Raw genomic sequence first — 5,506 nt, 5'->3', positions numbered from 1 at the left:
TGTATTTTTTCACTCTAAACTTATTATATCTCGAAATTAAGATTTGTAAATATTTAGTTAATATCACTCCTTTAATCTTTACAACAGCATATTGATATAACCGTGCATTAAATTTTTTATCAATTTTCAAGAGTTAATTATTATGTGATAGAAGAATGTTTAATCCTTATAAATTACTGTAAATATATATTTTCTTGTTTTTGGGGTGTTATAAAATTCTTAAGTTGATGGGCATGTATGGTGACCCCTTATAGAGAAAAAGTTAGAGAAACGAGATCAATTATTGCTTGAAAACATTAGAGATATACAGAGACAAAATCAGAAACAAAAACGGAAAGGTTTTTTTAGTTTATTTAAAAATTAAATGTGATCGGAACCCTATATAGGGGTAGCACGCACATTTTAACGTTTTTATACGCTAAGGGATTCTCAAAACCCAATAACACGATTTGAATTGACATTTTGATTTAAAGATAAGTTTTGAGACACTATTTAAGCTCTTTTCAGAACCTTTTACATTGAAGTGCATTTGTCTCAAATACCTACGTTTTTGAGATTGATAATATCGCTTAGAGTAGTAAAATCAACGTTTTCTTATGTTGAATTTTGCTTAGCGTATATTTTCGTTAAAATGTTGGCAGTACGCCTTATAAAAACAACTTCCAATAACGAAAATTATGTGAACGAAAAGTTTCTTTAGAAGATCTGAAGGGACTTTCATAGGTTTCTAGATACATTGATTGCTGATAAGTGGGGTTATGTTAATTGGAATATTTCAGATTGTTGAAGGGTATATTTGAAAAATGGGTTTAAGTTGATGATTTTACAAAATAAAAGAAGGTGTTCCATATTTGGAATGCCTTTTCTTAATGTTTTGTTGCTAATGTAGGTTGTTAGGTTATTTTAATTTGATTACGTGCTGCTTATCTTGCAACAACAGGAACTGGGTGGGGTATCATTTGAGGTGTTTGACTGTCTGTAGGCATCATATGTCCTGGATACATCTAATATGGCATACTAGAATAAGGCATCATGTGTCCTGAATACATTTGAGATGGCATACCAGAATAAGGCATCATGTGTCCTGAATACATTTGAGATGGCATACTAGAATAAGGCATCATTTGTTGCACCTCCTTTTATAAAAGAGTAGTCATCTAACCAATATATATTGTATGAAACGAGTAAGCATGTTGTAACTACCTATAATTTCGTTTATCGGGTACGGTAATAATTACTTCTGTTTAGGAGTCATGGATAACAATTGAGACTTATTTTGCTATTGATAATGATAGGTTATGTTAACTTGATGGGCATGTATGGTAACTCCCAATAGAAATTATCGTAGATGCTGCTGTGATCTGGGTGACGTCTTGTTTGTTGTTAATGAAAATAGATAAAGAAGATAGACTAGTAAACAAGCTGTTTTCTACTTTTAAACGTAGAATATAATGAATCCTATTTAATATGAGGGGGGAACTTATATTCATGAGAGATGATCGTCGTTTTGAGAACTTCAGAGATTGTGATAGATTTTGGGATGATTTAGTGTTCTGTAGACGCAGACATAGAGATTTTGATGACCGTCGTCGCAGACGTAACCGTGATCTTGACTTGAGATTCTTTATATAATAAAGAAATTATTAGCGAATGCCGTTGCAGACGTAACCGTGATTGTGACTTCGATCGCGATGACCGTCGGGATCGGTAAATTCCTTTGGAAGAGTGCTTTGAGAAAAAGCACTTTTTTTTGTTCAAGAATTTTCTGGTCTTATTTGTTAAGGGAAGATAAGGATAAATAAAAAAAGAGAGCCGAAGCCCTCTTTTGGAATTAGAATTCTTAATGCTATTAAAGTTAATGCTACTTCAAGAGAAATCTCAAGTCTAGCAACTTCGATTCCAGCTACTGAGACAACTAAAAAAGGTTGGCCATTTACGAATAGAATACAGCTTGTCATGTATACGCTTCCTTTCTAGTAATCTACTACAGTATATGAATTTAACCTGTGTTAACAAAATAAACAAACATAACGAACGAAAATAAGCATCATTCCATAATTTTAATAAAATAAACGATTTGAATGTATACTTTTGTTGGTATTTTCTTCGAAATATGGAAAAACAGCGGAAACTCAATATTCAAAGGGAAATGAAAGTAAACTAATATTTAAAAGTTTACTTTCGGCATAAAATAAAAAAGAGTCCTATTAATTTAGGACTCTTTTTTATTTTATGTAAGAAGATGTTTAGCTTTTTATTGATTATTTTTTCTTAAAGGGGTCCCGCCAACATAACGCGAATTTCGTACGCTAAGGAATTTTTTATTTAAAAAACTTGGTTTTTCCGTACGATAAGAAGGTTTCATAAACGGCATTTGATATTTGGTATGATACTTTGTTTTTGGTAATGAGTTTTGGAACTGTTTTTTGGCCATATTTCTCTTAGTTTGATTAGAATTCAATAAAGTTCCTTAAACGACCGTTTTCGGTTCTTATTATGCAACCATTGTCATATCAAGGATTATAGTCTTAGCGTACAGAATCCGCGTTATGTTGGTGCTACCCTGGGAAGGAGTGTGAAAGCATAATTCGCACTCCTGTTTTATTGCGTAAAGATAAGTTGTTTAAATCAAATAAATGGCTGACACTGTTCATTTGATTATTGTCACTTTTTTCATATGTATTCCAAGGGTAGAACAGAGGTTATCAATGTATTAATGAGATTAATTTTATTATCATTATATATGAATTATATGAATCCATGTTAGTATTAATATGTTAGGAAAGGAATTATATAAGGTAACCGAAATTGTTTGTAAAGAGAAATTATAGAAATAAGGGGATTGCAGTATGAAACTAACAAAAATGCTTTTAATAGGAGCTACACTTGCTACGACGACATTAACATCGTTAGCGAATGTACAAGCAGACACAACATTTAAAGATGTTCCTACAAGTCACTGGGCTTATGATGCAATTATGCATCTAAAAGATAAACAAATTATAGCTGGCTATGGAAATGGAATGTTTGGATTAGGCGATAATATCACACGAGGGCAAGCAGCTCGTCTGCTATATGTGTATCTACAGCCATTACTTGTAGGTGATAGGTTTGAAGATCAATTTACAGATGTAAAAGGTACTATGTTTGAAAAAGAGATTTATGCTGTTACATGGTCTGGTCTTATGAATGGGTATGGGTATTATGAGTATGGGAATGGGTATTGGGATAATAAATTTGGACCAGATGATGTTTTAACTCGTGAACAGTTAGCGGTGATTTTACAAAAAACATTTAATTTAAAGCAACAATCTATTACTACTTTTAATGATGTAGAAAAAAATTATTGGGCTACTGAGGCGATTAGTGCCCTACAAGAGAACAAAATTGTTGTAGGTACGGGTGACAATTTATTTGAGCCTAAAAAAGTAGTAACTCGTGAGCAGTTTGCGCAGTTTCTATATAGTGCAATGAGTAAGTTAGAGAAGCCGGGGCAACCTGAAGTGATGCCGCTGGGAATACCGAGATCCATGGTGACAGATGATTTTACTTTTGATAAATCGATTGTTGACCATGTTCCCGTGTATAGTAAATCTATATCTAAAGAGGCACAGGATCTCATTAATGATATAAATGTGAAATATGATCTAGATATAAAGTATTGGGAGACAAGTGCTATACTACATTTAACTTCATCTAAAATGTTAAAAGAAAATGAAGAGTGGTATCCATTGAGTTTAGATGAAAAGGGTGGGAATAATTTTTCTATTTTCTTCACAGATCATAAAGCATCTATTGAATTGACGAAAAGATGGATTACTATGATATACCCTGATTTAAATCTAGACAAAGAGATAGATAAATTGGTCAAAGATGTAAATGGGGAATCTGCGTTTGATAAAGGCCGATATAAAATAAAAATGGGAGGACCAAGAGCTAATGGTAAGAGCTGCTACATTTATATTGGTGAATAATTTACCTTTTTCAAGGGTTTAAACTGACAGAAGAAGTTATTATTTGTGATTAAAGACGTAAGTAATTGGATAGAAATAAACCATTAGTCTAATACATGTAAACTAATGGTTCGCATATTTAAATCCTTACTATGCTACCCTCTATATTTAATTAATACAATAACATCAGAAAGTAAAAAAAGAATCCCATAAACATGAGGCGACTGAAAAAGTCCTCATTCCTTTTGGGATTCTTTTTTCTTTTACTCACACAAATGATCTGTACATCAATAATTCATCTTTGAAATACAGATTATTTGTATGATAATTTTTATAAATAATAGCTAAATAATAAACTTACATAAATGCTTTTAAAAGCTCTTCTAGGGGTATCGCCACATCGCTATCAAGCTAAGAAAACAAAATCCCCCCTAAAATGAAAAAATACGCTATGCTTTCTGTAGAATCATAGGAAAGGATGGCGTTTTTTATGTCTATTTCTGTATCCGATGAATTACAGCTGTTCGCTCAAGAGATTCAAAGCTTTTTATCCCCAAATACCTTACGAGATCTTGCTAAAGATGTTGGTTTTGTGCAACGAACCAGTAAGTACCAAGCAAAAGATTTAGTCGCTTTATGTGTATGGATGAGCCAAAATATCGCTACGACTTCTTTAACTCAGTTATCTAGCCGTTTAGAATCATCAACAGAAGTGCTCATCAGTCCTGAGGGACTGAATCAACGGTTTAATCAAGCAGCTGTTCAATTTTTACAACACATATTAGCCGAACTTCTAAACAAAAAATTGGTTTCATCTATGCCGATTTCTTCTACATATACTTCTATTTTTAAGCGTATTCGTATTTTAGATTCAACGGCATTTCAACTACCTGATTCCTTTTCAAGCGCTTATCCAGGTGCTGGGGGATGTAGTCATACAGCGGGATTAAAAATTCAATTGGAGTATGATCTATTAAGTGGACAGTTTTTACATATTCATACAGGTCCAGGAAAACAACATGATCGAACCTATGGTTCTCTGTGTGTTCCAACCGTGAAAGAAAATGATTTGTGTATTCGAGATTTAGGCTATTTTCATCTGAAAGATCTTCAACATATACAAGATAAAAAGGCTTACTATACCTCTCGTATTAAATCAAATACACGTATTTATCAAAAAAATCCTAATCCTGATTATTATCAAAACGGAAAACTAAAGAAGAAAACAGAATATAAACAGATAGATATGGAGGCATTAATGAATTCTCTTCAACCAGGGCAAACATACGAAATATCTGATGCTTATGTAGGAATGATTGATAAAGTGCCAGCTCGTGTAATTGTTCATCGACTTACAGAAGAACAGCAACAAAAACGATTACAAGATCAGGCTGTAAGAGAAAAAAAGAAAGGAACGAAGTATTCTGCTCGTAGTAAACGACTTAGCGGTATCAATGTATATATGACAAATACTCCTATAGATATTGTCCCAATGGGACAAGTACATGATTGGTATTCTTTACGTTGGCAAATCGGCGTGTCCAGATAAGGAC

At 32.9% G+C, this 5,506-nt stretch carries 1 protein-coding gene and 4 pseudogenes; 4 read left to right on the top strand and 1 reads right to left on the bottom strand.

The annotated features are described in order from the left end of the window. Positions 1–250: 250 nt before the first annotated feature. Positions 251–364, top strand: a pseudogene (locus V7183_RS13150) (MerR family transcriptional regulator); the annotation flags it as partial. Positions 365–1,488: 1,124 nt separating this feature from the next. Beyond that, a pseudogene (locus tag V7183_RS13145) lies at positions 1,489–1,711 on the top strand (hypothetical protein). Positions 1,712–1,829: 118 nt separating this feature from the next. Here V7183_RS13145 and V7183_RS13140 read toward each other — a convergent pair. Next, positions 1,830–1,958 (bottom strand): annotated as a pseudogene (locus tag V7183_RS13140) (DUF3956 family protein); the annotation flags it as partial. 891 nt (positions 1,959–2,849) lie between these two features. Here V7183_RS13140 and V7183_RS13135 point away from each other — a divergent pair. Beyond that, positions 2,850–3,974 (top strand): S-layer homology domain-containing protein, encoded by a 1,125-nt coding sequence (locus tag V7183_RS13135; protein ID WP_335359811.1) that lies wholly within the window; start codon positions 2,850–2,852, stop codon positions 3,972–3,974. A 469-nt stretch (positions 3,975–4,443) separates the two neighbouring features. After that, positions 4,444–5,493, top strand: a pseudogene (locus tag V7183_RS13130) (IS4 family transposase); the annotation flags it as partial. Positions 5,494–5,506 lie beyond the last annotated feature (13 nt).

This window comes from Bacillus sp. JJ1127 (assembly GCF_036965845.1).
Lineage (GTDB): Bacteria > Bacillota > Bacilli > Bacillales > Bacillaceae_G > Bacillus_A.
The sequence above is the reverse complement of the archived record's forward strand: the minus strand, read 5'-3'. Positions and strand labels throughout refer to the sequence as shown.